This window comes from Rhizobium sp. BK312 (assembly GCF_014193605.1).
In the GTDB taxonomy this organism is placed as follows: Bacteria; Pseudomonadota; Alphaproteobacteria; order Rhizobiales; family Rhizobiaceae; genus Rhizobium.
On sequence record NZ_JACHZP010000001.1, the window covers coordinates 877,154 to 902,800 of the forward strand.

22 protein-coding genes are annotated in these 25,647 nt (G+C 60.2%); 7 read left to right on the forward strand and 15 right to left on the reverse strand.

The window, feature by feature from the left end:
* Positions 1-311: 311 nt before the first annotated feature.
* The 3 genes from FHT85_RS04245 (at position 312) to FHT85_RS04255 (ending at position 3,489) form a co-directional block, all read left to right on the forward strand.
* Positions 312-1,634, forward strand: a complete 1,323-nt coding sequence (locus FHT85_RS04245; RefSeq protein ID WP_112334937.1) for a UDP-glucose dehydrogenase family protein — start codon at positions 312-314, stop codon at positions 1,632-1,634.
* A 71-nt stretch (positions 1,635-1,705) separates the two neighbouring features.
* Positions 1,706-2,710 (forward strand): NAD-dependent epimerase, encoded by a 1,005-nt coding sequence (locus tag FHT85_RS04250; protein ID WP_112334938.1) that lies wholly within the window; start codon positions 1,706-1,708, stop codon positions 2,708-2,710.
* 5 nt (positions 2,711-2,715) lie between these two features.
* Positions 2,716-3,489 carry an alpha/beta fold hydrolase gene (locus FHT85_RS04255; RefSeq protein ID WP_183773996.1) on the forward strand — a complete coding sequence of 258 codons (774 nt, stop codon included), beginning with the start codon at positions 2,716-2,718 and terminating at the stop codon, positions 3,487-3,489.
* An 18-nt stretch (positions 3,490-3,507) separates the two neighbouring features.
* Here the strand turns inward: FHT85_RS04255 and rutF are convergent, their stop codons facing one another.
* The 5 genes from rutF to FHT85_RS04280 form a co-directional block, all read right to left on the reverse strand.
* A complete protein-coding gene (gene rutF / locus FHT85_RS04260; RefSeq protein ID WP_112334940.1) occupies positions 3,508-4,047 on the reverse strand; it encodes an NADH-dependent FMN reductase RutF in 540 nt (179 codons plus the stop codon).
* A gap of 180 nt (positions 4,048-4,227) precedes the next feature.
* A complete protein-coding gene (locus FHT85_RS04265) occupies positions 4,228-4,956 on the reverse strand; it encodes a class I SAM-dependent methyltransferase (protein ID WP_112411486.1) in 729 nt (242 codons plus the stop codon).
* A 126-nt stretch (positions 4,957-5,082) separates the two neighbouring features.
* Complete coding sequence (locus tag FHT85_RS04270; protein ID WP_183773978.1) at positions 5,083-5,589, reverse strand: VOC family protein; 507 nt, start codon at positions 5,587-5,589, stop codon at positions 5,083-5,085.
* The gene (locus FHT85_RS04275) at positions 5,589-5,978 is read right to left on the reverse strand and encodes a RidA family protein (RefSeq protein WP_112411485.1); all 390 of its coding nucleotides are present in this window, start codon (positions 5,976-5,978) and stop codon (positions 5,589-5,591) included. The genes FHT85_RS04270 and FHT85_RS04275 overlap by 1 nt, the downstream gene beginning before the upstream one ends.
* 61 nt (positions 5,979-6,039) lie before the next feature.
* Complete coding sequence (locus FHT85_RS04280) at positions 6,040-6,936, reverse strand: DMT family transporter (RefSeq protein WP_112411484.1); 897 nt, start codon at positions 6,934-6,936, stop codon at positions 6,040-6,042.
* A gap of 248 nt (positions 6,937-7,184) precedes the next feature.
* On the opposite strand from FHT85_RS04280, the gene FHT85_RS04285 reads away from it, so the two are divergent.
* Complete coding sequence (locus FHT85_RS04285) at positions 7,185-7,610, forward strand: hypothetical protein (RefSeq protein WP_112334944.1); 426 nt, start codon at positions 7,185-7,187, stop codon at positions 7,608-7,610.
* 51 nt (positions 7,611-7,661) lie between these two features.
* Here FHT85_RS04285 and FHT85_RS04290 read toward each other — a convergent pair whose 3' ends face one another.
* The 3 genes from FHT85_RS04290 to ung form a co-directional block, all read right to left on the reverse strand.
* The gene (locus FHT85_RS04290) at positions 7,662-8,273 is read right to left on the reverse strand and encodes an alpha/beta hydrolase (RefSeq protein ID WP_112334945.1); all 612 of its coding nucleotides are present in this window, start codon (positions 8,271-8,273) and stop codon (positions 7,662-7,664) included.
* A gap of 15 nt (positions 8,274-8,288) precedes the next feature.
* On the reverse strand, positions 8,289-9,221 hold the full coding sequence (locus tag FHT85_RS04295; protein WP_112411483.1) for a VOC family protein: 933 nt from the start codon (positions 9,219-9,221) through the stop codon (positions 8,289-8,291).
* A 167-nt stretch (positions 9,222-9,388) separates the two neighbouring features.
* Entirely contained in the window at positions 9,389-10,090 is a 702-nt protein-coding gene (gene ung / locus FHT85_RS04300; RefSeq protein ID WP_112411482.1) for a uracil-DNA glycosylase, read from the reverse strand.
* A gap of 54 nt (positions 10,091-10,144) precedes the next feature.
* Here ung and FHT85_RS04305 point away from each other — a divergent pair, with 54 nt between their 5' ends.
* Positions 10,145-10,858, forward strand: a complete 714-nt coding sequence (locus FHT85_RS04305) for an AAA family ATPase (RefSeq protein ID WP_246779870.1) — start codon at positions 10,145-10,147, stop codon at positions 10,856-10,858.
* A gap of 47 nt (positions 10,859-10,905) precedes the next feature.
* Here FHT85_RS04305 and FHT85_RS04310 read toward each other — a convergent pair whose 3' ends face one another.
* Positions 10,906-13,353, reverse strand: coding sequence for an FAD-dependent oxidoreductase (locus FHT85_RS04310; protein WP_112411480.1), 2,448 nt, complete (start codon positions 13,351-13,353; stop codon positions 10,906-10,908).
* Positions 13,354-13,362: 9 nt separating this feature from the next.
* Complete coding sequence (locus FHT85_RS04315; RefSeq protein ID WP_112334950.1) at positions 13,363-14,241, reverse strand: choline/ethanolamine kinase family protein; 879 nt, start codon at positions 14,239-14,241, stop codon at positions 13,363-13,365.
* A gap of 310 nt (positions 14,242-14,551) precedes the next feature.
* Between FHT85_RS04315 and FHT85_RS04320 the strand changes: the two genes are divergently transcribed.
* Positions 14,552-15,361 (forward strand): DeoR/GlpR family DNA-binding transcription regulator, encoded by an 810-nt coding sequence (locus tag FHT85_RS04320; protein WP_112411479.1) that lies wholly within the window; start codon positions 14,552-14,554, stop codon positions 15,359-15,361.
* Positions 15,362-15,376: 15 nt separating this feature from the next.
* Here the strand turns inward: FHT85_RS04320 and FHT85_RS04325 are convergent, their stop codons facing one another.
* Entirely contained in the window at positions 15,377-16,258 is an 882-nt protein-coding gene (locus tag FHT85_RS04325) for a LysR substrate-binding domain-containing protein (RefSeq protein ID WP_112411478.1), read from the reverse strand.
* A 115-nt stretch (positions 16,259-16,373) separates the two neighbouring features.
* Here FHT85_RS04325 and FHT85_RS04330 point away from each other — a divergent pair, with 115 nt between their 5' ends.
* Complete coding sequence (locus FHT85_RS04330; RefSeq protein ID WP_112411477.1) at positions 16,374-17,393, forward strand: YeiH family protein; 1,020 nt, start codon at positions 16,374-16,376, stop codon at positions 17,391-17,393.
* Between the two features lie 25 nt (positions 17,394-17,418).
* On the opposite strand, the gene FHT85_RS04335 is transcribed toward FHT85_RS04330, so the two are convergent.
* The 4 genes from FHT85_RS04335 to FHT85_RS04350 all read right to left on the reverse strand — a co-directional run bounded on the left by FHT85_RS04335 (position 17,419) and on the right by FHT85_RS04350 (position 25,534).
* Positions 17,419-19,188: a GGDEF domain-containing phosphodiesterase gene (locus FHT85_RS04335; RefSeq protein WP_112411476.1), complete on the reverse strand. Its 1,770-nt coding sequence runs from the start codon at positions 19,186-19,188 to the stop codon at positions 17,419-17,421.
* 145 nt (positions 19,189-19,333) lie between these two features.
* Complete coding sequence (locus tag FHT85_RS04340) at positions 19,334-21,118, reverse strand: IlvD/Edd family dehydratase (RefSeq protein ID WP_112411729.1); 1,785 nt, start codon at positions 21,116-21,118, stop codon at positions 19,334-19,336.
* 7 nt (positions 21,119-21,125) lie between these two features.
* On the reverse strand, positions 21,126-22,010 hold the full coding sequence (locus FHT85_RS04345) for an NAD(P)-dependent oxidoreductase (RefSeq protein ID WP_112411475.1): 885 nt from the start codon (positions 22,008-22,010) through the stop codon (positions 21,126-21,128).
* Between the two features lie 326 nt (positions 22,011-22,336).
* Entirely contained in the window at positions 22,337-25,534 is a 3,198-nt protein-coding gene (locus FHT85_RS04350) for an efflux RND transporter permease subunit (RefSeq protein WP_112399206.1), read from the reverse strand.
* Positions 25,535-25,647 lie beyond the last annotated feature (113 nt).

Consider the following 25,647-nt stretch of genomic DNA (forward strand, 5'->3'; position numbering starts at 1 on the left):
CGAACCGCCCATATATCGCCGCCGCCCTGCCGCACGACCGCACCCAATTCATCATGTGGCAACATGCTGCCAATCACAAGCAATAGGCTATCATAGATTTAAAGTGCAAAGGCTTCGTTTCACTTGAAAAACAAGATGATCGCGCATGCCGGAGGTCGACGAAGCTTCCGTGACACTTCTGCTGCAATCCTCTTAAAGCCGGCATCGCATATAGGCGCCGCTCGCGATCCTGTGTATATACGCAGATGATCGCCTATGCCGCCGTTGCATTTCAACGCGACGCCCGGCGCCAGCAAAAGGATTGAAGTTTCATGCGCATCACGATGATCGGCTCAGGTTATGTAGGGCTTGTATCGGGTGTCTGCTTTGCCGATTTCGGCCATGAGGTCATCTGCGTCGATAAGGATACGAGCAAGATTGAGGCTCTCAAGCGCGGCGAAATACCGATCTTCGAGCCGGGCCTCGAACAGCTCGTTGCCGACAATGTGCGAGCCGGCCGCCTCTCCTTCACTACTGATGTAGAGACGAGCGTTGCCGCAAGCGATGTCGTCTTCATTGCGGTCGGCACCCCTTCCCGGCGCGGCGACGGCCATGCCGACCTCTCCTATGTCTATGCCGCTGCTCGCGAAATTGCCGAGCACGTCAAGGACTTCACCGTCATCGTCACCAAGTCGACCGTACCGGTCGGCACCGGCGACGAAGTGGAGCGCATCGTCCGCGAAACCAATCCGCAAGCCGATGTCGCTGTCGTCTCCAATCCGGAATTCCTGCGTGAAGGTGCGGCCATCGAGGATTTCAAGCGTCCCGACCGCATCGTCATCGGCCTCAACGACGAACGCGCCCGCGGCGTCATGACCGAAGTCTACCGGCCGCTATACCTCAACCAGGCGCCGCTGCTCTTTACCTCCCGCCGCACGTCGGAGCTGATCAAATACGCCGCCAACGCCTTCCTCGCCATGAAGATCACCTTCATCAACGAGATGGCCGATCTCTGCGAGAAGGTCGGCGCCAATGTGCAGGAAGTCTCGCGCGGCATCGGCCTAGACGGCCGCATCGGCTCAAAATTCCTGCATGCCGGCCCGGGCTACGGCGGCTCCTGCTTCCCGAAAGATACGCTGGCACTCGCCAAGACGGCTCAGGATTACGACAGCCCTGTGCGCCTGATCGAAACGACCGTATCGATCAACGACAACCGCAAGCGCGCCATGGGGCGCAAGGTCGTCACGGCCATGGGCGGCGATATAAGGGGCAAGTCGGTAGCTGTCCTCGGTCTGACGTTCAAGCCGAATACCGACGACATGCGTGACAGCCCGGCCATCTCGATCATCCAGACGCTGCAGGATGCCGGCGCCACGGTGACTGGCTACGATCCCGAAGGCATGGAGAATGCCCGCCAGGTGATCGACAACATCGCCTATGCCGAGGATGCCTATAGCGCCGCACGCGGTGCCGATGCGCTCGTCATCGTGACGGAATGGAACCAGTTCCGCGCGCTGGATTTTGTCCGGCTCAAATCCATCATGAAGGCTCCGGTCCTCGTCGACCTCAGAAATATCTATCGCCATGACGAGGTCGCAAAGCACGGCTTTGCCTATACAAGCGTCGGCAGACCCTCGAGCGACGACACACTTTAGAGCGTCTACGCATTCCGAACGGAAAACCCCTACGCACCTTTCCTCGAAATGCTTTAAGCAAAGGCCGATCAATGCGCTATCTCATCACCGGCACCGCCGGCTTTATCGGATTCCACCTTGCCAGGCGCCTGCTTGACGAGGGACATTTCGTCGTCGGTTTCGACGGCATGACGCCCTACTACGACGTCAAGCTCAAGGAAAAGCGTACAGCCATTCTCGCCCGCTCCAACGGCTTCAAGGCCGTCACTGGCATGCTGGAAGACAAGGCAGCGCTGGATCGCGCCGCCGAACTCGCCGAACCTGATGTGATCGTCCATCTCGCCGCACAGGCCGGCGTCCGCTATAGCCTCGAAAATCCGCGTTCCTACGTCGATTCCAATCTTGTCGGTTCGTTCAACATCCTGGAATTGGCGAAAAACCTGCAGCCGAAGCACCTGCTGCTTGCCTCCACCTCGTCGGTCTATGGCGCCAACGAAAAGATCCCCTTTGCCGAAAGCGACAAGGCCGACGAGCAGATGACGATCTATGCGGCGACCAAGAAGAGCATGGAGCTGATGGCGCACAGCTACGCCCATCTCTTCAACATACCAACGACCGCTTTCCGTTTCTTCACGGTCTATGGCCCCTGGGGCCGTCCGGACATGGCGCTGTTCAAATTCGTCGATGCCATCCGCAACGACAGGCCGATCGAAATCTACGGCGAAGGCAAGATGAGCCGCGATTTCACCTATATCGACGATCTCGTTGAAGGCATCGTGCGCCTCATCGGCGTCGTGCCGTCGGAGGAAAACCGGATCGTGTCGGAGACGGTCATCGACACTCTCTCGAAGAATGCCCCTTTCCGGGTAGTCAATATCGGCGGCGGCCAGCCCGTCGGGCTGATGAGCTTCGTCGAAACCATCGAGACGATGCTCGGCAAGAAGGCGATCCGCAAGATGCTGCCCATGCAACCCGGCGACGTACACAATACCTATGCCGTCCCGGATCTGCTGGTGGCGCTGACCGGCTTCAGGCCGCAGATCGAAGTCGATGAAGGCGTGAAGCGCTTCGTCGAGTGGTATCAGGAAAACTATTGAGCGAAATGGCAGGCATCGTCGAAACGGAACACTGGATCGAAATCCCCGGCAGGCGCCTCTATGCCAAATCATGGACACCGCATGCCGAGACCTTCCTGCCGCCGATCATCCTGTTTCATGATTCCCTCGGATGCATCGCGCTCTGGAGGGATTTTCCACAACAGCTCGCTCTTTCCCTCAACCGTCAGGTGATCGCCTATGATCGCTTAGGCTTCGGTCGCTCCGATGCTCGCATCGACGTTCTGCAGCAGAATTTCGTGGCCCTGGAGGCCGAGCAGGCCGTTCCGTTGCTATGCGAGCAGTTTTCCGTTCAAGAGTTCGTTGCCTGCGGGCATAGCGTCGGCGGCGGCATGGCGGTGGAAGCAGGAGCACGTTTTAGCGACCGCTGCCAGGCCGTTATCACCATCGCAGCGCAGGCTTTCGTGGAAGAGAGAACCCTGCAAGGCATCAGGATCGCACAGCAGGATTTCAGATCGACCGAGACCTTCGCCCGGCTTGAAAAGTATCACGGCGGTAAGACCGATTGGGTGCTGCATGCATGGATCGATACGTGGCTTACTCCCGAACGTGCCGGCTGGTCGCTCGATCCGGCCCTTGAAAAACTCCGTTGCGCGGTGCTTGCCATTCACGGCGAGCGTGACGAGTATGGCTCCGAGGCTCATCCCCACCGGATCGCGGCCGGACGCGGATCGGCTTATATCCTGCCGAATACCGGACATTCGCCGCATCGTGAACACCCTGCCCAGGTCCTGCAGGCGATCGAAAACTTTCTGGCGTGAAACGACAAGAAAACCGGCTTACTCGGCACGACCCGCAGAATGATAGGTCCGGTCGAAGTAGATAAGCCCCTGCCCCTCATCACGTTGACGGATAGCATCGACTTCACAGAGCAGGATATCATGCGTTCCGCCGTCGGCCTGGCGGACGATGCGGCAATCGAAGGAGACAAGAGCATCCTCAAGCACCGGCGCGCCTGTCGATAGTTCCGACCAGGAGGCACCGGCGAAGCGTTCGGCAACCGGGGTCTTGCCGCCGAAAAGCCGCGACAGGTCCTGATGCGCTTCCGACAGCACGTTGACGCAGAGCACGCCGTTTTGCATGACGGCGGGATGAACGGAAGCGCCACGATTGAGGCAGACGAGCAGGGTCGGCGGGTTATCGGTAACGCTGCAGACGGCGGTCGCCGCAAAGCCGGCGATCCCCGCAGGGCCATTGGTCGTGACGATGTTCACTGCCGCCGCCATCCGCGCCATGGCATTGCGAAACTCGGTGCGCGCAATGTCGGGATCGGCGACAGGCACCGCCTTCTCGATTGCCACGGAAGTTTTCATGTTCATCGCACTCTTCCTTAACTTGCGCAGATAGCCTCACATTATCGATGGGGAGCATGCGCCTCAAGAAACGACATTTTGCGGAAGTAGCCCTTCGCGAGCAATTAATTTTCTATAAAATCTATCAACAAAAAGAAAAACTGATCGCCTCGGGCTTCTACGCTGCGGCGGCATGCTGGGGATGCCTCAGGTCCGAGTGGAAATCAGGAGAAACATCGGCCGCTCGCGCTCGATTGCCCATTCCGGATGGGCTGCAAGATCCTCATCGCTCGGCGACCATTCTTCGACATGGGCAATGATGAAGCCGGACTCGATCAACAGGTTGAGCGTCGTACCCATGGTGCGATGCTGCTTGACGACGCCCTCGGCGAGCCAGTTCGTCACGCGTGGCCCCTCGATTTGATAGGCACTGAGCGGCCAGATTTTGCCGCCGTCGGCGTCATCAAGCCATTCCGACCGTCGGGGCGCCATATAGATCGGATGCTCGATTGAAAAGATCATCCGACCGCCCGGCTTCAGCGCCTGACGGATCGTCGTCAGCAGTCCGGCAAAGCCTTCGATATAATGGAAGGCGAGTGAACTGTAGACGAGATCGAAGCTCGCTTTCGGAAGCTGAAGTTGCTCCAGGTCAACGCGATCGTAGCGAACCCGCGTATCCTCCGTTTCCGCCCGCGCACGTTCCAACATTTTTTCCGAGACATCGAACCCCAATACACTGGCCGCCCCCTGCTCGACCGCCCAACGGCAGAACCAGCCGAAACCGCAGCCGAGATCCACGACATCGAGACCCTTCATGTCCGGCATCAAGGCACGGATGGCCGGCCATTCGGCCGCGCCCGCCAGCCCGTCGATGGATCGCTGTAGGCGGCTATAGCCTTCGAAAAAGCCCGGATTGTCGTAGATATTCTGCGTCATGTTGGCCTTCCACGCTTCTGCGCGCCCTGGAACTGGCAGTATCGCAGGTATAGCTCGTATCCTCTTCGCTTAGACCATTAGCAAGCCGACGAAAAGCCAGTTAAAGGGAGGTCCCGCCTGTACCGGTCAAGCCGCCGGCTTTGGCCGCGATAGCCACTGTGAATAGGGCTTTACGCCGAAATCCGGATCGGCCGCCTCTTCAAGCACATGGATGAATTCGATCGAATGTCCGTCGGGATCCGAAAAATATTGCGAGACGGCCGGCATCCAACCGACAACGACCGGCTCATCGAGCGGCTCGCCATTGAAACCCTTCGGCTGAACACCATGAGCCTTCAATGCGGCGGCGGAGCCGATTACATCGGCGAGAGACGTTCTGAACGCGATATGGAGACGCATCTTGAGAGGGGAGCTGCCTGTTTCCCAAAGGCCGAGCATGCCCATCCGTTTATCGTCGATCCAGAGGAAAGCAACATTTCTGCTCTCGATGACCTTCCCGACTTCGAGCTTCAGGACATCGCGATAGAAGGCGATCGAGCGCTGGAGATCGGCAACCGTCAGATGCGTCTCGTAAAGCCCCTGAATGCGCGGCATCGACGGATCGGCCGGACGCTCAGGATGACCGGCCGTCATCACATCACCTTCGCCGCCGTAACCTCGACCTCGACCAGAAACTCGGACCGCGTAAACCCGCCGACGATCAGCAAGGTGGAGACCGGTGCAGGATTTTGGATATAGCGGTCCCGCACGGCCATATAGGCGGGAAAATCCTCGCGCGTAGTCACGAAACCGCCGATGCGGATGACGTCGGCAAAACCCATGCCAGCCTCCTCAAGGATAGCCCCGATCGCCTTGAAACATACTTCGGCCTGGCCGGTAACGTCAGCCGGAATGCGATCGTCGATACCGATGCCAAGCTGGCCGGAGGTGACCAGCATGCTGGCGCCGGGCGGCACCAGTAGGCCGTGATTGTAATTGCCGAAAGGGCGGCGGACAGACGCGGGATTGAAGACCTTTTTCATCGATTCCGACTCCTGATGACCGTGCCGATACCAGCATTTTATGATGAAAGGGGCAAGTCGGTCAGTGGGCCTGAGCCGATGTCACTGCTCGATTCCGCCGCACTTCCAACAGGATATGTCCGAAAAGCGCTGCAAGCACGATCGGCCCGCCGATGAGCGTCGCCGTCGAAGGGCGCTCGGCAAAAATCATCCAGACCCAGAGGGGCGTCAGCGGCACTTCGAGCGCTGTCAGCAGGGCGGCATCCGACGCCGGAACCAGCCGCGAGCCGAAGGTATAGAGGCTGAGGCCCATGGCGTTCTGGATAATGCCGAAGGCGATGATCAGTCCGAGATCCTGTCCGGAGATCGAAAGCGGCGAGGCGAACCAGAAGGTGATGGAGGAACACAACCAGGCGGAAAGCGCCATGGCAGGCAGCATCGGCACATTGCGATGCTGGCGCATGACGACGGCAAGACAGGCGACGGTCAGCGTCATGACGGCGGCAAGCCCCTTGCCGAGCCAGCTGCCGCCATCACTTGCATGGCCGGAAAGCATGACGAGCACGCCGATGAAGGCAACGCCACTGGCAATCAGCGTCCTCATGTTGGGACGTTCGCGGATGAAGAGAAAAGCGACCCCCGCGGTGACAAAGGGCACAGTCGCATAGATGACCATGGCATCGGCGACCGACGTATAATAGATCGAGCCGATGCCGCTGATCATCGACGCGGTGGAAAAGATCGTCGCCGCCAGCGAAGGACCACCCATGGAGCGCAGGATGCGAAAGGCGTTGCGGCGCTCGATATAGAAGAACAACGCGAAAACGCCGAGGCCGGAGACGATGCCGCGGCAGAACAGAATGGTCATGAGATCGGCATGGATCGCCCGAACGAAAAGGCCCGATGTCGACCAGGCGAGCGCCGAAAGGGCCACATAAATCACACCGAGCCTGTATTGTTGCTGTTCCGCCAGCGTCACGATGGAATCCCCCCCGCCCTATAGTGGCAGAGCATTAGCGGGCGGGCATGATACCCACAAGCAAAGCTTGCGCCGCTGGAGCTCGCGGATGCCGGAAGATGGAAAGGGTTGCAGGAAGGTCACGCCACACGTTGCCGCGGGTGGTCGAGGGAGCGCCTTCTCCCCGTTGCTGTTGGCAAGATCACATTGATCTTGCACATATTTGCGATCGCTCTACGGTTTCGGCGGCTTTGTCGAAGGAGAATCAATTGCGCTTGCTGTCAGCCACCTTGTTTGCGTGCGGCTGCGTCAGCCTGGTCGACGGTCCGCTATGGCCGCCGGCGCAAACCTATGTCGACAAGACGGTGCAATGCAGTCAGAGCAGCAATCCGGCTCGCTGCGAACATACAAGGGATAGCTGGAAGGCTGATTATGAGGAAGCCATCGCAGGCGGGTATCGCGCGCAGAAGCATGTCGCCCTATGCCTCAGCACCGGCTGCGACGAGGCGATACAACCCGACAAGATGCTCGGCTGCGCCTGGCGTATGGTCATTGCTGAAACAAGGCATGCGCTGCCGGACAGTATGGATTTCGCCAATCTCAACCGCTTCTGTGGAACTGGCTATCTCGACGAGAACGGAAAACTCGCAGCCGCCTCGCAAGCGAAGGCGATGCTGCGCCTCATCGGCAAATAGCAGGTCACGCGGCGGGAGCTGTCTGCCGCGTCGTTTGGTCATTTTTGGAGCTTACGCGTAGGGCACAAGGAATTTGCCGATAGCCTCGATCTCGTTGGGGCGAATATCGTGACCGCCCGGATGCCATTCGAGCGTGACCTCAGCATCCTGTCGCGCAAAATAATCGGCGAGCGCCTTGGTGACCGGCGCCGGCGCGATCGGATCGCGCTCACCCGCGGTGATCAGCACGCGCTTGCCAGCCAACCTGGCATTGTCCTTCGGCTGGAAGGGGATCAGCGGATGCATCAACACGGCCGCATCGAACAGATCGCCATGCTCGATAAGCACGTTGGCAAGGATGTTGGCGCCATTGGAAAAGCCGAGGCCCAGCACCTGCGATGCGCCATATTCGGCCGCTAGTTCCGAGACATACTTCGCCATCTTTTCCGTCGCCCTGGCAAGATCGGCCATGTCATAGACGCCCTCACCCGTCCGACGGAAGAAACGCGCCGCGCCATATTCCGAGACATCGCCGCGCGGCGAGATGATGGTGGCGCCCGGCAACAGGCGGGTGGCGAAATCGAAGAACTGGTTCTCGTCGCCGCCGGTGCCATGGAAGGTGAAGAAAACAGGCTTTCCGGGTGCACCGGCCTTCAGCCGGTGCACATAAGTCGTATCCATCATGATCTTTCTCCTGGATTAGCCTTCCAGCGGTTCGAGATGCTGCTCGATCAGGCCACGCAGATGCGCATGCTGTTCCGGCAGTTTCAGCGCCTCGCCGAGATGGGCCGTATCCTCGTCGCGGTCGAAGCCGGGTTCATTGGTGGCGACTTCGAACAACACGCCGCCAGGCGTGCGGAAGTAGATCGCCCAGAAGTAATCGCGGTCGATGACCGGGGTGACCTGATAGCCGGTATCCATCAGCGCCTTGCGCACTTCGAGCTGCTTTGCACGATTCTCGACGGCAAAGGCGACATGGTGGACGGAGCCCGCACCCGGAAGCGCGCGATTGATGTTTGGCATCGTCTCAAGGTCGACATAATCGGCACCGTTGCCGCCGGGAATGGCAAGCCGCTTGATGCCATCATGCGTATCGACCACCTCGTAGCCCATGTACTTCAAAAGCTCGGCAGTAGCGCCTTCGTCCCTGAGCCGCATAGCAACGGAATGGAAGCCCCTGATGGCATGCTCGGCATCGACCCCGTTATGCGTCCAGGGCTGACGCTTGTCATCCTTGACCTCGACGAGCGCGAAACCGTCGCCATCCGGACCGGCAAAATGCAGGCGCTTCTGGCCAAAAGATTCGTCGGCCTTCAAGCCCTCGACACCGTGCTGGCCGAGCCGTTCGGTCCAGTAGCCGATGGCGCCTTCCGGAACGGAATAGACCGTATTGCCGACTTCACCGGTCCCCGGGCGGCCGCGCGCCATCTTCGGGAACGGGAAGTAGGTCATGATCGTGCCGGGCGTGCCGATCTCGTCACCATAGTACAGGTGATAGACATCGGGAGCGTCGAAATTCACCGTCTTCTTGACGCGGCGCAGGCCGAGCGTATCGGTGAAGAACTTATTGTTGGTCCGGGCGTCTTCGGCCATCGAGGTGACGTGGTGAAGACCTTTGATCTGGTTGAGCATCTTAAACCCCTTGTTTCGCCTGCACCGGCAGGCGTTTCTCATGGGCAGAAGATGGTCTTGTCGGTCGCTTTTCGATAGCCCTCAAGCGCCAAACGGATTGTCTTCAAAGAGTGAACGATAAATTCCAATCGTTCACTGCTGTAAAGCGCAATCCAGAAGACTGTGCCTCATTGCGCCTCCGGATTGCTCGGCAGCGCCCAGTCAATCGGCTCCCTTCCATGCTCGGCCAGATAGGCATTGGCCTTGGAAAAATGCCGGCAGCCAAGAAAGCCGTTATGGGCCGATAGTGGCGAAGGATGCGCTGCCTTGAGCACCAGATGGCGCTCGGTATCGACAAAGGCGGCCTTCTTCTGCGCATAGGAGCCCCAGAGCATGAAGACGACGCCATCGCATTCGTCGTTGACCCTTCGGATCACCGCATCAGTAAAGCGCTCCCAGCCCTTGCCCTGATGCGACGCTGCCTGCGATTCCTCCACCGTCAGCACGCTGTTAAGCAGGAGCACGCCCTGCTTCGCCCAGCTTTCCAGAAAGCCGTGGCGCGCCGGCGGAATGCCGAGATCGGTTTCCAGTTCCTTGTAGATATTGACCAGCGACGGGGGAATGCGCACGCCGGGGCGTACGCTGAAGCAGAGCCCATGCGCCTGGCCGAAGCCGTGATAGGGATCCTGTCCAAGGATGACCACCTGCACTTCATCAAGCGGCGTCAGATCCAGAGCCCGGAAATACTCGCTGCCACGGGGAAATATCACCTTGCCGCGCTGCTTTTCCTCGACGAGAAAAGCCTTGAGCTGCTGCATGTAGGGGCTTTCGAACTCCGAAGACAGCGCCTCTTTCCAGCTCTCCTCCAGCTTGATGTTCGCCTCAGCCATCGCCCTTCGCCTCCGTCAGTTGTCAGCCTGTCGATTGAGGATGAAAGCGTCGGCGTGTCAAGAAAATGGCTGGGACAACAGGGGACAGATCACAGTTTTCGGCAGATGGCGCGGCTTGGTTTCAATCTTCACGTAAATGGCGCAATGATGAAAATACGACACGCAAGCGTTGACAAGGTGGTTCGCTTCGGCCATTGGAAACCATCCCAATTTTTCGACCGGTGCCCCATGCTTCCCTTGCATTCCCTTGGCGAGCGCATTGTCGTGCTCGGCCCTTCCAATGCCGGTAAGTCAACCCTGGCGGTTGCACTTTCCAAAAAACTTGGCTTTCCAACAATCCATCTCGATCAGCTTCATCATCTGCCCCATACCGATTGGCAACAGCGCCCTGAAGCGGAATTCGCTGCCCTTCACGACGCGGCCATTCTTCGCGACCAGTGGATCATGGAAGGCAATTATACGCGCCTGATGCCGCAACGTTTGGCTCGCGCTACCGGCGCCATCCTCATCACCTCCAATCATTGGCTGCGCTTTTCCCGCTATCTCAAGCGGACCCTGATCAACCGCTCAGATCGAGCGGGCCATCTCGAAGGCGCCAAGGACAGCATCAAATGGGAGATGATTCACTGGATCCTCGTGAAGACCCGCAAAAGCGGCGTCAAATACGCGAAGATTCTTCAGGACTCCGAGTTGCCGATGGTGGAGTGCCGCACAGCCGAGGCTCTCAATAACCTTTATCGGGCCTGGGATTTGCCAAGCAGACGATAGGTTTCATACCGAAATGCTCGCGTTGAGTTAACGCACGCGGCTCCCGATCACCCCTTGATCCGCACCATCTGCGGGTCATAAAGCGGCTTCAGCGACACCTGGCATGGCACGCGGCTCTGCGCGACATCGAGCTCATAGCGTCCGGATAGCACGAAATCCTCCGTGACGCCGTCGGGATTGCGGACATAACCGTAGCCGATGGCCTTGCCGATCGTGTAGCCGTAGCCGCCGCTCGACAGCCAGCCGACGCGTCGCCCGTCGCGATAGATCGTCTCGCGGCCGAGAAGCACGGTTTCAGGATCGTCCGGCACGAAGCAGGCGAGCACCTTCTTCACACCGGAAGCCAGCTGCCGCTCGATCGCCTCCCTGCCGCGGAACGCGACATCCTTCCTCGTCTTCACCGCCCAGGCAAGCCCTGCCTCGACCGGCGTATGATCCGGCCCGATATCGGAGCCCCAGGCGCGATAGCCCTTTTCCAGCCGGCAGCTCTCGATGGCGCGATAGCCGGCATTGATGAGGCCGTGCTCGCGCCCGGCCGCCATCAGCACGTCATAGACGGTAGCGGCATATTCCACCGGCACATGCAGCTCATAGCCGAGTTCGCCGACATAGGTGATGCGTAGCGCCCGTACAGGGCAACCGGCGATGCCGACGGTCCTCACCTTGCCGAAGGGGAATGCGGCGTTCGAAACGTCGGCCGAGGTCACGGCCTGCAATATCTCGCGCGACTTCGGCCCCATCAGCGACAGCACGGAATAGGCCGAGGTGACATCCACCAGCTCCGCATGCATTTCGGGCGGAATGTTGCGGGCAATCCAGTCGAAATCATGTGTGGCGAAACCGGTGCCCGTGGTGATGTAGAACTCGTTCTCGGTGATGCGGGCAACGGTGGCATCGCATTCGATGCCGCCGCGGTCGTTCAGCATCTGGGTATAGGTCAAAGAACCGACAGGCTTGGCGACGTCGTTGGCAGCGATCCAGGAGATCGCCGCCTCCGCGTCCCTGCCTTTCAGCACGAATTTGGCAAAGGAGGTCTGGTCGAAGATGACGGCCGCTTCGCGCACAGCCTTATGCTCCCGGCCGACAGCGTCGAACCAGTTCTGCCGCCCATAAGTGTACTCGTCCTTCGGCTCCTCGCCGGCAAAGAGATCGGCAAACCAGTTCGGCCGCTCCCACCCGAGCTTTTCACCGAAGCAGGCACCCTGCGCCTTCAGCCGGTCGTAAAGCGGCGACTTGCGGCAGGGCCTGCCACTGGAATGTTCTTCGAAAGGCCATGCCATGGTGTAGTGCTTGCCATAGGCTTCCAGCGTCCGGGTGCGCACCCAGTCGGTGTCGAAATGCGGACGGCCGAAGCGCCTGATATCGACGGGCCAGAGATCGTAAGGCGGCTCGCCCTTGGCGACCCATTCGGCAAGCGCCATGCCCGCCCCGCCGGCCGACGCGATGCCGAAGGCGTTGAAGCCGGCGCCGACGAAGAAATTCCGCAGTTCCGGCGCTTCGCCGAGAATGAAATTGCCGTCCGGCGTGAAACTCTCCGGGCCGCACAGCAGCTGCTTGACACCGGCCGTTTGCAACGCCGGCACGCGCACCAGCGCCTGTTCCATGATCTGCTCGAAATGATCGAAATTACTGTCGAGCAGCGTGTAATGAAAATCTTTCGGAATACCATCGAGCGCCCAGGGAATGGGATTGGGCTCATAGCCGCCCATGACAAGCCCGCCGACCTCCTCCTTGTAATAGGTCAGCCGGTCGGGATCGCGCAGCGTCGGCAGGTTGGAGGGTACGCCGAAGGATTCGGTGATGAGATATTGATGCTCGACGGAGACAAGCGGCACGTTGACGCCGAAGCGGCCGGCAAAGGTCCGCGTCCATTGCCCGGCGCAGACGACGACGCGCTCGCATTCGATGCGTCCCTTCTCGGTGATGACGGCGCGGATTCGCCCCTTGTCGATCTCCAGATCGAGAACTTCCGTATCCTCGAAGATCGACACACCGCTCATGCGGGCGCCCTTTGCCAACGCCTGCGTGATGTCGGAAGGATTGGCCTGGCCATCGGTCGGTAAGAAGGCGGCGCCCACGAGGTCGTCGATATCCATCAGCGGCCAGAGATCGAAAGCCTCCTTGGGCGTCAAGAGATGCATCTGCAGGCCGAAGGATTGTGCCGTCGTCGCCTGGCGCTTCACCTCCGTCCAGCGCTCCTCATTGCAGGCGAGACGCAAACCGCCATTCATCTTCCAGCCGGTAGCAAGCCCCGTCTCCGCCTCGAGCTTCTTGTAGAGATCGACGGAATAGCCGAGCATCTGCGTGATGTTGGCGCTGGTGCGCAGCTGGCCGACGAGGCCGGCGGCATGAAACGTCGTGCCTGAGGTCAGCTTCTTACGTTCCAGCAGCACGGTGTCGGTGAAGCCGAGCTTGCCGAGATGGTAGGCCGTCGAGCAACCGATGATGCCGCCGCCGATGACGACGGTCTTTGCGGTAGCAGGCAGTTCTTTCATTGTGTCACCTCAAGAATTGCGAAAATCCTGCCAAGCGCTTTCGAAGCGCCGCAGATTTTCAGCGGTATAGGAAGAATAATCGAAATCGATGTCGGAATGGATTTCCGAAACCATGCTCCACATCGTCTCGCGCAGGAGCGAAGCACATTTCATCGCCTGATAGCGCCGGCGCAGATCGTCGCTGATGGAAGCTTCGAAATAGGTCTCCAGCATCGCCTCTTCCTGCGCCTCGGAGAATTCATTGTTGGAGGCAAGGCCGCCGAGATCGAAGAGCGGCGTGTTGAACCCGGCATAATCCCAATCGATCAGCCAGAGCCGCTTGCCGTCGTCGAGGAAATTCGCCGCCAGCAGATCGTTGTGACCGAAGGCAATCTCGAAAGGACCGGCTTCACGCTCGAGCCGCTCGGCAATTTCCAGGAAGGAAATCAGCCGCGACTTGTGCCGGCTACCACCAGCCTCGAGAACGGCCGCATAATCCCTGACCACATGGAAGACCCAGAAGATGGCTGCCGGTCCGCGAAAATGCCGGGCGACGTCCCGATGACAGGACCGGACGAGCGGCACGACGCGGCTCATCATTGCCGGCTTTCTTATATCATCGGCCGATAGCGGTTTTGCATCGATATAGTCGAGCACCAATATGCCGGGCTCGTGATATATGACGGCAGGCGAAAGACCGGCGGCATGCGCAGCCCTGCTCGCAGCCACCTCGTTTGCGCGGCTGATGTGATGAACGGGAATGTCCGATCCAAGCCGCACGACGAAGCGGCGACCGTCATTGCCGACCAGATAATTGCGATTGGTAATGCCGCCGACAAGCGGTTCGATATCGATCGGTCCGCGCCAGAGGCTGAGAGAATGTATCCTGTCTTCCGCTGTCGCAGTCATTCCCCCCTCCGGTCCTGCTGCTGAGCATCCTTCGGATGTGAAAGTTTCCCCACAAACGCAAGGCTGTCAAGAATCGATCCACAAAATGAAACGAATATTTGGTTTTTTGTTGGAATTGGTCAGCCATCCCCAATAGGATGAGCTATGGATATTCTGAAGACTGCGCTTCACCGTAGGTGAGATTTGTCTTAAAAACTCAGGCGCGAAGCAGCCGGATAAAGGCTGCGCGCATTATGGCCCCGGCGGCGGTAGGACAGCCAGTTGGAGCCACAGAAGTTTGGGATCAATACCCACAACAGGATCAGGAACCATGCCGGGCACATCCCAGCCACCGCAGCACTCCAACCATCGCGAGCGCGAGATTCTCGAGGAATTGCGGTTAGCCGGCGGCGCGAGCCGCATACAATTCCTGGCCGAACGGCTCGGCGTTTCCGAAGAAACCATCCGCCGCAACATCCGCAGCCTTGAGGCCAACGGCCTCGTGACCAAGGTGCATGGCGGGGTCCATATCAAGGGCTCGATGATCGAGCCGCCGCTGCATCTGCGGATGAACGAAAATGCAGAGGCCAAGCGGATGATAGCCGCCTCGGTCGCCGCCATGATCGAGGATGGCGATGCACTGTTCCTCGATGTCGGCTCGACGACTGCCTTCATCGCCGTCGCGCTGCAGAAGCATCAGAACCTCTTCGTCGTCACCAACGCCGTCGCGGTCGCCCATGCGCTTGCCACCCGCAACGGCAATCGCGTCTTCTTTGCGGGCGGCGAACTGCGGGGTCATGATGGCGGCACCTTCGGCATGGAAGCGGCCAATTTCCTGCGCCGATTCAATGTACGCCACGCGATCCTTTCGGTCGGCGCCATCAACGCCGCGTCGGGCTTCATGCTGCACGATCTCGAAGAAGCGGAATATTCGCGGGAAGCGGCCAGCCGCGCCGAAAACTGCATCATCGTCGCCGATAGCGCCAAGTTCGGCCGCAGCGCGCCGATCGTTTTGAACGAGCCGGAAAACTTCAACGTTCTGGTTACGGACGAACAACCGCCGGCAGACATTCGCGCCATGCTGGAGCGCAACGAGATCGAGCTCATCATCGCCAACCGGCAACGGGACGAACGGCGATAGCGGGTTCGCCGATACTCAGCCCTTGCACATCGTCTCAAGCGTCTGCGCGGCCTTGCTGGCATGGCGCTCCTTGTGGCGAAGCAGCCAGAAGCTCCGGGCGGGCAGATCGAAGTTTGTCTGAACCAGCAGACCCTGCCCGAGATAGGCTTTGGCCGCAGCACTCGAAATGGCCGCAGCACTTTGCCCCGCGCAGACTGCGGAGAGCACTGCCTCATTCGAGGGAAGGACCAGCGTCACGTCGAGGTCACGCGGTGAAGCACCAAGCCTTGCGACGGCATTTTCGAATTCGGAACGCGTACCCGAACCCTCTTCCCGCATTACCCAGGATGTCCTGCTTACGAGGTCGGCGGCGGTGAGCTGTCGCCCGTCCGCCCAGGGATGGTGTGGCGGCACGACGATGACAAGCGCATCCTCCGCAACGATCTTCATCGACAATGCCGGCGCATCCACCTCGCCCTCGATGAAACCCAGCTCGGCCGCACCGTCGATAACCGCCTCGGTGACGGTTCTGGTATTGCCGATCGTAAGGTCCAGCTCGATGCCGGGATATTCGCGACGAAACCGCATCAGCAAGGGCGGTAGCCAGTAGCTGGCGATGGTCTGGCTGGCATAGAGGCCAAGGCGGCCGCGCTGCAGCCCGCCCAATTCCGAAAGTATGAGTTCCGCCGCACGTACGCGTGCGAGGGTCGCCCTGGCTTCTCCGAGGAAGGATCGTCCCGTCTCCGTCAGCTCGATCCGCCGGCCGACGCGATGAAACAGCTCCACGCCATAATAGGCTTCCAGGTTCTTGATCGCCGAGCTGACGGCGGAAGGCGTCAGGTTGATGGCTTCGGCAGCATTGGTCAGATGCTCTCGCTCGGCGACGGCGACGAAGATTGCGAGCTGTTCGAAAGTCATGGGAAATCATTCTAATTTATCGAACGAAACATAGGATAATATTCGATGGATGTCGATATCGACAGATGAGACTTTCCAGCCGTCAGCAATCATCAGAAAAGAATGACGGCACGCGATGTCTCTCGCTCAACGCGCAAATAGAATTCTCCCCGGCCTCGCGCTTAGCTCGGCCGTTGCTCTTCTGGCCTTTGTTGCAGAGCATGTGGAAACCGGTCTTCTCGGTGGGCGGTGGATCGAAAGCTTGGTGCTTGCCATCGCCCTCGGCATTGCGGTTTGCACGATCAAGCCGCTAAAACCGGCCATGAAGCCGGGCATCGATTTCAGCGCCAAGTTCCTTCTGGAAATCGCTATCGTCCTTCTCGGCGCCTCCATCAGCCTTTCGGCCATCCGCGGCGCCGGCGTCTGGCTGATCGCCGGCATTGCCATTGTCGTCGTGCTGTCGATCGCCGCCACCTATCTCATCGGCCGGGCACTCGGCCTGCCGCCGAAGCTCGCGACCTTGATCGCCTGCGGTAACTCGATCTGTGGCAATTCCGCCATCGTCGCCGTTGCGCCGGTGATCGAGGCAGACTCGCAGGAGATCGCCGCCGCACTGGCCTTCACCGCCGTGCTTGGCATTGCCGCCGTATTTCTCCTGCCGCTTTTCTATTTCCACTTCGGCATGAGCGTACCGCAATATGGGACCCTCGCCGGACTGACGGTCTATGCCGTGCCGCAGGTGCTAGCGGCGACAGCCCCTGTCGGGATGCTCGCCGTCCAGACCGGCACGCTCGTCAAACTCGTCCGCGTTCTGATGCTAGGCCCGGTCATCTTTCTGCTCGGCATCCTCACCAAGACCGAGATGACAGTGCCGGATGGACGCAGCGGCCATCATTCGCTGGTTCCCTGGTTCATCTGCGGCTTTCTCGGGCTGATGGCATTTCGCTCCTTCGGGCTTATTCCCGATGCGCTGGTGGCCCCGATGCAAACGGCTTCCGGCATTCTCACTGTCGTTGCGATGGCGGCTCTAGGCCTGTCGGTGAACATTCGCTCGGTCGCCCATGCCGGTGGCAAGGTGATCGGTGCGGCGACGCTATCGCTTTTGGCTCTCGGCGCCATCGGCTACGGTCTGATCGCCGCCCTGCAGATCCAGTAGCATAGGACGCATTACTGGCAGAGGATCAGCTCGGGCTCAATGCTTCGGCTGATTTCAGCAAAGTAGCGGTCTCGCTTTCGCAAGAAGGATAGCCGATGGCATAGCCCTGAAGTTCATCGCATCCGACCTCGGCCAGAACGCGGGCGTGGTCCTCGGTCTCGACCCCCTCGGCAACCACCTCGACATTCAATGCGCGTGCAATTTCAACGATGGAGCCGACAAGACGCCGCTGCTCTTCGGATACCGTTACGGCGGTCACCAGTTGCCGGTCTATCTTCAACCGCTTCGGCTTCAGCTTGACGAGCCCGATCAACGACGCGTGACCCGAGCCGAAGTCGTCGATCTCGATATCGATCCCCATCGCCTTGATACCAGCGATATTGGCAAGCACAACCTCGTCCGGCTCATCCAGGAAGATGGTCTCCACCAGCTCGAAGGCTATGGCGCCGCGCGGTATTCTGAGCGCACGCAATCCATCGATCAGATCGGGATCGGCAAGGCGACGGCCGGAGATATTGACGGCAATGCGCGGCGGCGAAAGCCCCCGCGAAACCCAAGCTGCCCGATCCGCCAGCGCCCGTTTCAACACGGCCGCATCGATTTCTGCTGTAATCCCATATTCGTCTGCGACCTTGAGGAAGGCGACGGGACTGAGCAATCCCCTCACCGGGTGGCGCCAGCGTGCCAGCGCCTCCAGCCCGACGATGTGCCGAGTCTGCGCATTCACTTGGATCTGATAGAAAGGTTCGATCTGCCGCAGCATAGGTGCCAATCGCAGCTCGTCGGCCAGACGGCGTTCCGCATGCAGATCGGACTGGAGCTGCGGCGTGAAAAACTCCACCCGGTTGCGGCCGAGTTTCTTGGCCTGGAAAAGAGCGACATCGGATTCTGCCAAAAGATTGCCGGTGCCGCTCGTCTTGCCTACCGCCACGCCAATGGATGCACGAATTCGCAGCATCTCATTGCCGAAACGCACTTCCCGGCGTAAGCGCGATAAAATATCGTCAGCGATCACCTGGATCCGTTCGATACTGCCGATATTGCCCAGCACGGCGACGAACTCGTCGCCCCCGATGCGGGCAACGACATCGTTAGCGGTGATCGCTCCGGAAATGCGGGCGGCAGCGCTTTGCAGCGTAGCATCACCGGCCGCATGGCCCCATTTGTCGTTGATCTCCTTGAATCCATCGAGATCGATATGGAGTATCGCCAAAGTTTCGATAGAGGCGTCTTTGCGCAGCTCGGCCAGACGCCGGTCGAAATAGCGGCGGTTCGGAAGACCCGTAAGATAATCGTGATCGGCGGCATGCTCTATTCGCGCACGGCTGTGCTCCAAGGCGACGGCGCGTGCTTCGGCGATAGCCTTTTGGCCGGACAATTCGCGATTGAGCAGGACGTCGGCAGTGACGTCCCATTCCGCGCCGATGAAGGAAGGCGCCCCCTCGGCGTCCTCATAGTAATGCGCGCGCGAACGCAGATGGCGCACCTCGCCTCCTGGCAGAATGATGCGGAATTGGGAGTTATAGAAACCCTTCGTGGCCAGCGCGGCATCGAAGTCTTGGATGGCCCTTTCGACATCCTCCGGATGCAACGCATTCATCCAGACGTCGGAGGAAACCTTGCGCTCTTGGAGCCCGGTTTCGTAGAGCTTATGCATCTGCTGGTCCCAGAGCAGTTGCTGCTCATTGACGTTATGCTGCCATACGCCGATTTGAGACGCCTCCAGCGCCAGCTCCAGCCTCCTCAAAAGGTCCTGGAACTCTTCTTCGCTTCGCCCTGATATCGTCTCTGCCAAAGAGCTCCACCCCCTTCGGAAACTGAAGAGACTAGCTAACCGCAGCCAATGATAGTTGCACTACTCCCTTTCGCGAACTTTAATGGCTGCGCAAGCTACCCAAATTAACAGCAACGCCGCAATCCCTGCCGCCGGCCATGCCCCGTCAATGATTATGCCGCGGCGGATTGGCGGCGATGTCGCGGAAATCGGCGGCCCCATCGAGCACCGCTCCATCGGAAAGCTGCGTGACCGAACGACGATAGAGGCGCTGCCACGGCGTCGCATCCGGCGGCACCGGCGGAATTCCATCGCCCTTGCGACGCGCAATCTCTGCCTCTTCCACCAGCATGTCGCAGCGCCCTTGATTGAAATCGATGCGGATGATGTCGCCGGTCCTGAGCCAGGCAAGGCCGCCACCGGCCGCACTTTCCGGCGAGGCGTTGAGGATCGAAGGGCTGTCGGCCGTGCCCGATTGACGTCCGTCGCCGATCGTCGGCAGGCTACGGATGCCGCGCTTCAGAAGCGCATCGGGTGGCTGCATGTTCACGACTTCCGCCGATCCCGGCCAGCCGATCGGCCCCGCACCACGAATGACGAGAATAGTCCTTTCGTCGATATCGAGATCGGGATCGTTGATGCGCTTGTGATAATCCTCAGAGCCATCGAAGACGACCGCCCTGCCCTCGAACACGCCCTCGTGCCCCGGCTCCTGCAGGTAGCGGCCGCGGAACTCTTCCGAGACGACGCTCATCTTCATGATGGCGAAGTCAAAGAGATTGCCCTTAAGAACCAGGAAACCGGCGCGCTCCTTCAGCGGCTCGGCGAAGGGACGGATGACCTCGCGATCTGTCGCCTCCCGGCCCTTCAGGTTCTCCGCCATCGTCCGACCCGTAACCGTCGGACAACTGCCAGCGAGCTTGCCGGCCTGCAGCAGCTCCCACATGATAGCCGGAACGCCGCCGGCGCGATGGAAACGCTCGCCGAGATAGGCGCCTGCCGGCTGCACATTGGCGAGCAGCGGAATGTCGAAGCCGTGCACCTGCCAGTCGTCGGGATAAAGCTCGACGCCGGCATGCTTGGCCATGGCGGCCAGATGCGGCTGTGCATTGGTCGAGCCGCCGATGGCGGAATTGACTCTGATGGCATTGAGGAAGGCCTCGCGCGTCAGCACATCCGAAGGCTTGATATCCTCCAGCACCAGTTCCACGGCCCGCCGTCCGGTGCGGTAGGCCATCTGGCCGCGCTCACGATAGGCGCCGGGAATGGCGGCACAGCCGGTGAGCGACATGCCGAGCGCCTCGGCCATGGCGTTCATGGTCGAGGCTGTTCCCATCGTGTTGCAATGGCCGATGGAGGGCGCAGAGGCAAGCGAAGCCTCCATGAACTCTTCCTCATCGATCTCGCCTGCCGCCAGCTTACGGCGCGAACGCCAGATCACCGTGCCGGAGCCGGCAAGCTCGCCCTCATGCCAGCCATCGAGCATCGGGCCGCCGGACAGAACGATCGCCGGAATATTGACGGTCGAAGCCGCCATCAGCGCCGAGGGAGTGGTCTTGTCGCAGCCGGTCGTCAGCACGACGCCATCGAGCGGATAGCCATAGAGCACCTCCACCAGGCCGAGATAGGCGAGGTTGCGGTCGAGTGCCGCCGTCGGTCGCTTGCAGTTCTCGAAGATCGGATGGGTTGGAAATTCAATCGGAATGCCGCCCGCATCGCGGATGCCGTCGCGCACGCGCTTGGCAAGATCGAGGTGATGACGGTTACAGGGCGTAAGATCGCTACCGCTCTGGGCAATGCCGATGATCGGCTTGCCCGACCGCAGCTCCTCCGGCGTAATCCCGTAATTCATGAAGCGTTCGAGATAAAGCGCCGTCATATCGATATGATCGGGATTGTTGAACCAGTCCTGCGAACGCAGACAACGCTTGGATGCACCCTTATCGCTCATCTCTTCCTCAAGCCTTTCCTCGGGCATTCTTGTCTTCCAGATGCTGCAGCAAACCGCTGTGATCCTGCTCGCCGCCGCCATTCTCGACGAATTCGGCAAACTCGGCACGGACGGCTTCGGTCAGCGGCAGATGAAGCGACAGGTTCTGTGCCGCCGCCAGGACCGTATCGAGATCTTTCAATTGGTTGCGAGCAGTGCCGCCTGGCTCGAAGTTGCGTTCGATCATGCGCTGCCCATGCAACTCCAGAATCCGGCTTTCCGCAAAGCCGCCGCGAATGGCATCCCGAAACGCCTCACGCGAACCGCCGCCGGCCTCGACCAGCAGCATCGCTTCCGCAACGGCCCCGATGGTGACTGCAACGATCTGCTGATTGCCGAGCTTTGCGAGCTGGCCTGTTCCGCTCGGACCAACGCGGGTTACACGCCCGAGGGGCGCCATTATATCGCGGACGCTGTCGATGACCGCAGCATCGCCGCCGGCCATGATCGCAAGCGTCCCGGCAGCCGCCCCGACCACACCGCCGGAGACCGGCGCATCGATGTGCCTGACGCCGCGCTCGGCGAGTTTGAAGGCGTGTTCGCGGGCAACGGCCGGCGATATCGAGCTATGGTCGATTACGATCGTACCGGCCTCCAGCACATCGGCGACACCGCTGCCGAACAGGACTTCACCAACGGCGCCGCCGTTGGTCAGCATGGTGAAAAGAACGGACGCTCCTCGAGCAGCCTCTACGGCAGTATCGGCGACCGTCGCACCATCGGCAGCCAGAGGCTCGGCCTTGCTCCGGTCGCGATTCCAGACCGTAACCGCAAAACCAGCAGCAAGCAGCCGCCGTGCCATCGGTGCGCCCATCAATCCCGTTCCGAGAAAAGCGATCTTCCTGCCGTGCATAAACTATCCTCCGAATGGAACGCATCGGACACCGAAACAGAATAACGGGAGCCTTTTCGCCGTGCGAATGCGGCGACGGTCTTCCGGCTGCGGTGGCCTCAACTCCCAAATTCCACGGGCGCCTCCACGCCCGATGTACGTCAATCAACTCTTCCCAAAGCTTGATAAACCTCTGGTGCCATCATGCAAAGGAAATCAGCGACCACCAGCAAATTCTTCGAAATAAGGGTAAATTAGCTAAAACGAAAATATGAACATAGAAAAGGCGGGACCTTTCGGCCCCGCCCTGGCATGTCGAGTACTGGAGTTAAGTCTCGGCACGGCCCCTATTCGGCGGCGATCGGGAGTACCTCCGCCGAATGTTCGTTGTCGTTGTGGTGATGCTGCTTGAGCGGGCGGTTGCCTGTCAGCCTGCGAATCAGCACGTAGAAGACCGGCGTCATGAAGATGCCGAAGAAGGTGACACCAATCATGCCAGAGAACACCGCAACACCCATGGCAGCACGCATTTCGGAACCGGCACCGGTCGAGGTGACCAGCGGCACGACACCCATGATGAAGGCCATGGAGGTCATCAGGATCGGGCGCAGACGCAGGCGGCTGGCTTCGATCGCAGCCTGAACCGGCGTGCGACCCTCGAATTCCAGCTCGCGGGCGAATTCCACGATCAGGATCGCGTTCTTGGCTGATAGACCGACGAGCACCACTAGACCGATCTGAGTGAAGATGTTGTTGTCTCCACCCGTGAGCCAGACGCCGGTCAGCGCCGCCAAGACACCCATCGGCACGATCATGACAATGGCGAGCGGCAAGGTCAGGCTCTCGTATTGGGCGGCCAGCACAAGGAAGACCAGGAGTAGCGCCAGCGGGAAGACGACGACGCTGGAATTGCCGGCCAGGATCTGCTGATAGGTCAAATCAGTCCATTCGAAGTCTATACCGGGGGGCAACGTCTCATGCAGAATCTTCTCGATCGCCGCCTGTGCCTGGCCGGACGAGAAACCGGGCGCCGGGCCGCCATTGATGTCAGCCGCCAGGAAGCCGTTATAGCGGTTCGTGCGTTCCGGACCGGTCGTGGCATCCACCTTCAGCAGGGCTGAAAGCGGGATCATCTGACCCGATGCCGAACGAACCTTCAACTGGCCGATATCTTCCGGCTGAGCGCGGAACTTGGCATCGGCCTGCACGCGGACGCTGTAGGTGCGGCCGAAGGCGTTGAAGTCGTTCACATAGAGCGAACCGAGATAGATCTGCAGCGTCTGGAAGACGTCGGTGACGGAGACTCCGAGCTGCTCGGCCTTGGCGCGGTCGAGATCAGCAAAGAGCTGCGGCACGTTGATCTGGAAGCTCGAGAAGATGCCGGTGAGTTCCGGTGTCTGGTAGGCCTTGCCGATCACCGCCTTGGCCGCCTGGTCGAGCGCATGGTTGCCGAGGCCGGCGCGATCCTCGATCTGCAGCTTGAAGCCGCCTGTCGTACCGAGACCGTTGACCGGCGGCGGCGGGAACATGGCGATGAAGGCATCCTGGATGGCGCCGAACTTCTGGTTCAGTGCCATGGCGATCGCCCCGCCCGAAAGGTCGGGCGTCTTGCGCTCTTCGAAGTCCTTCAGCGTCACGAAAACAATGCCGGCATTCGAGGAATTGGTGAAGCCGTTGATCGATAGGCCCGGAAAGGCGATCGCATTGGCGACGCCTGGCTGCTTCAGCGCAATGTCCGTCATGCGCTTAATCACGTCTTCCGTACGGTCGAGGCTTGCGGCATCCGGCAACTGTGCGAAGCCGATCAGATACTGCTTGTCCTGCGACGGCACGAAACCGCCTGGAACCGTTGTGAACAGGCTATAGGTCGCTCCTACCAGCGCGAGATAGACCACCATGACGATGCTCTTGCGCGACAGCAGGCCGCCGACGCCCTTACCGTAGTATTTCGAACCGGCTCCGAACGCCCGGTTGAAGCCGCGGAAGAACCAGCCGAAGACCGCGTCCATGATCCGCGTCAACCGATCCTTCGGCGCATGATGACCCTTCAGGAGCAGGGATGCCAGTGCCGGAGACAGAGTGAGCGAGTTGAACGCCGAGATGACGGTCGAGATGGCGATCGTCAGCGCGAACTGGCGGTAGAACTGGCCGGACAGGCCGGAGATGAAGGCGAGCGGCACAAATACCGCGACGAGGACCAGCGCGATCGCGATGATCGGACCGGAGACTTCCTTCATGGCCTTGTAGGTGGCGTCTCGCGGACTGAGCCCGTTCTCGATATTGCGTTCGACGTTCTCGACCACCACGATCGCGTCGTCCACGACGATGCCGATCGCCAGCACCAGGCCGAACAGACTAAGCGCGTTGATCGAGAAGCCGAAGACATACATCACCGCAAAGGTGCCGATGATCGACACCGGAACGGCGATCAGCGGGATGATCGAGGCACGCCATGTCTGCAGGAACAGGATGACGACGAGGACGACGAGCGCGATGGCTTCGAGCAGTGTGTCGATCACCTTCTCGATCGAGGCGCGGACGAATTTCGTCGTGTCGTAAACGATCTCGTACTTAACGCCCGCAGGCATGGCCTGCTGCAGCATGTCCATGGTCGAGCGCACGTTGTTCGCGATCTCGATCGCGTTCGAACCAGGCGCCTGGAGAACGGCGACGGCGACGGCCGGCTTGCCGTCGAGCAGCGAACGCAGCGTATAGTCTTCCGCGCCGAGCTCGACGCGGGCAACGTCGCGAAGGCGGGTGATTTCGCCATTGGCGCCCGTCTTGACGATGATGTTGCCGAACTCCTCGGGCGTGCGCAGGCGGCCCTGGGCATTGACGTTGAGCTGCAGGTCCACGCCCGGCCGGCTGGGTGAGGCACCGATGATGCCGGCCGCGGCCTGGACGTTCTGGGAGCTGATCGCATTGCTGATGTCGCTGGCGGCAAGATTATGCTCGGCCGCCTTCTGCGGATCGATCCACACGCGCATGGAATAGTCGCCGGCGCCGAAGACCTGCACCTGCCCGACGCCTTCGATCCGGGCAAGTCGATCCTTGATGTTCAGGGTCGCATAGTTTCGCAGATAGGTGATGTCGTGGTCGGCTCCGTCCGAGACGAGGTTGACGACCACGATGAAGTTGGGCGAGCTTTTGATGGTCGTGATGCCCAGAGCACGGACTTCCGCGGGCAGGCGCGGCTCGGCCTGCGAAACGCGGTTCTGCACGAGCTGCTGCGCCTTGTCCGGATCGGTGCCGAGCTTGAAGGTGACCGTCACGTTGAGAGCGCCGTCCGATGTCGCCTGGCTGGACATATAGAGCATGCCCTCGACGCCGTTGATCTGCTCTTCGAGCGGCGTCGCCACCGTTTCGGCGATGACGGTGGGATTGGCGCCGGGATAGGTGGCGTGCACGACAATCGAGGGAGGCACGACCTCTGGATATTCGGAGATCGGCAGCGCTCTGAGGCCGATCAGGCCGGCGACCACGATGAGGACCGAAAGAACACCGGCAAAGACCGGACGGTCGACAAAGAATCTGGAGATGTTCATATCAAAGCCCCCTCTGGGGTGAGAACGGATGCAAAATCCCTATCCGACGATTTGAGAGCCGCCGGCGGATCATGTGATTTCGGAATATCGGCCTTCTGCCCACGGGCAGAAGG

Bases quoted from the DNA above. Each gene is read 5' to 3' on its own strand.
- FHT85_RS04245 (WP_112334937.1), top strand. From the start codon at position 312: ATGCGCATCACGATGATCGGCTCAGGTTATGTAGGGCTTGTATCGGGT.
- FHT85_RS04250 (WP_112334938.1), top strand. From the start codon at position 1,706: ATGCGCTATCTCATCACCGGCACCGCCGGCTTTATCGGATTCCACCTT.
- FHT85_RS04255 (WP_183773996.1), top strand. From the start codon at position 2,716: ATGGCAGGCATCGTCGAAACGGAACACTGGATCGAAATCCCCGGCAGG.
- rutF (WP_112334940.1), bottom strand. From the start codon at position 4,047: ATGAACATGAAAACTTCCGTGGCAATCGAGAAGGCGGTGCCTGTCGCC.
- FHT85_RS04265 (WP_112411486.1), bottom strand. From the start codon at position 4,956: ATGACGCAGAATATCTACGACAATCCGGGCTTTTTCGAAGGCTATAGC.
- FHT85_RS04270 (WP_183773978.1), bottom strand. From the start codon at position 5,589: ATGACGGCCGGTCATCCTGAGCGTCCGGCCGATCCGTCGATGCCGCGC.
- FHT85_RS04275 (WP_112411485.1), bottom strand. From the start codon at position 5,978: ATGAAAAAGGTCTTCAATCCCGCGTCTGTCCGCCGCCCTTTCGGCAAT.
- FHT85_RS04290 (WP_112334945.1), bottom strand. From the start codon at position 8,273: ATGATGGATACGACTTATGTGCACCGGCTGAAGGCCGGTGCACCCGGA.
- FHT85_RS04295 (WP_112411483.1), bottom strand. From the start codon at position 9,221: ATGCTCAACCAGATCAAAGGTCTTCACCACGTCACCTCGATGGCCGAA.
- ung (WP_112411482.1), bottom strand. From the start codon at position 10,090: ATGGCTGAGGCGAACATCAAGCTGGAGGAGAGCTGGAAAGAGGCGCTG.
- FHT85_RS04310 (WP_112411480.1), bottom strand. From the start codon at position 13,353: ATGAAAGAACTGCCTGCTACCGCAAAGACCGTCGTCATCGGCGGCGGC.
- FHT85_RS04315 (WP_112334950.1), bottom strand. From the start codon at position 14,241: ATGACTGCGACAGCGGAAGACAGGATACATTCTCTCAGCCTCTGGCGC.
- FHT85_RS04320 (WP_112411479.1), top strand. From the start codon at position 14,552: ATGCCGGGCACATCCCAGCCACCGCAGCACTCCAACCATCGCGAGCGC.
- FHT85_RS04325 (WP_112411478.1), bottom strand. From the start codon at position 16,258: ATGACTTTCGAACAGCTCGCAATCTTCGTCGCCGTCGCCGAGCGAGAG.
- FHT85_RS04330 (WP_112411477.1), top strand. From the start codon at position 16,374: ATGTCTCTCGCTCAACGCGCAAATAGAATTCTCCCCGGCCTCGCGCTT.
- FHT85_RS04340 (WP_112411729.1), bottom strand. From the start codon at position 21,118: ATGAGCGATAAGGGTGCATCCAAGCGTTGTCTGCGTTCGCAGGACTGG.
- FHT85_RS04345 (WP_112411475.1), bottom strand. From the start codon at position 22,010: ATGCACGGCAGGAAGATCGCTTTTCTCGGAACGGGATTGATGGGCGCA.
- FHT85_RS04350 (WP_112399206.1), bottom strand. From the start codon at position 25,534: ATGAACATCTCCAGATTCTTTGTCGACCGTCCGGTCTTTGCCGGTGTT.